Origin of the sequence: Cryobacterium sp. 10I1 (assembly GCF_035019805.1) — a bacterium.
Lineage (GTDB): Bacteria > Actinomycetota > Actinomycetes > Actinomycetales > Microbacteriaceae > Cryobacterium > Cryobacterium glucosi.
Map to the genome: position 1 here is coordinate 1 of NZ_JASJVF010000533.1, position 709 is coordinate 709.

Annotated in this window: 1 pseudogene; it reads right to left on the reverse strand. The window is 71.9% G+C overall.

Annotated features, from left to right (window positions below):
- Positions 1-709: pseudogene (locus QN345_RS19620) on the reverse strand (hypothetical protein); the annotation flags it as partial.

Below are 709 nucleotides of genomic sequence, written 5' to 3' on the forward strand. Positions count from 1 at the left end.
GGCTAGGGTCTCCGTGGCCGCGACGCTTGCCGCCGCGGCACCTCTGCCGGTGTCGGTGAGGGCGGCCGGCCGCAGCAGCACGAAGCGGATGCCGAGGTCGGCCAGTCCGGCCGAGGCATCCAGTCCGCTGCGTGAGGCCAGGTTTCCCGCGAGCGTGGCGAGTTCCTTATCCGCCGCGGAGAGCGTGGTCGTGGTGTTGACGAGGGTGCTCTGCTCGTTGAGGGTGGTGCCCGCGCCGCGCACGATCGTGGCGAGGATGCCGCCGTTGGACTGCGGGACGATTTCGAGGGTGCCGACCCGGGCATCCGTCTGCGCTTCTGCCGTCACGAAGGCGGGCTGGGTGCGGTCGCTGCCCTCATGGACGGCGCTCAGCTCGAGCGGGAGTGCTCCGGCGAGCGGGACGACGGCGACAGCGAGAAGGACGGTTGCGGCGACGGCGGGGGCGACGGCGAAGCGGCGGAACTCGCGCAGGGCGAAGATCACGGCGCCGACAAGGCCGAGCCAGTAGAGGCTCAGGCCGGAGCCGGGCCAGATGCTGACGCTCGCGGCGCCCGTCGTCGCGAGGCTGAGCTGCGTCGCGGCGATCGCGGTGCCGGCGCCGAGAAGGGCGGTCAGGACCGCGACGCTCGCATTGCGGATGCTGGGCAGGAACAACGAGAGTGCGGCGAGGATCGCGAGCGGGGCGAACAGGAACGGGATGATCCAGGAC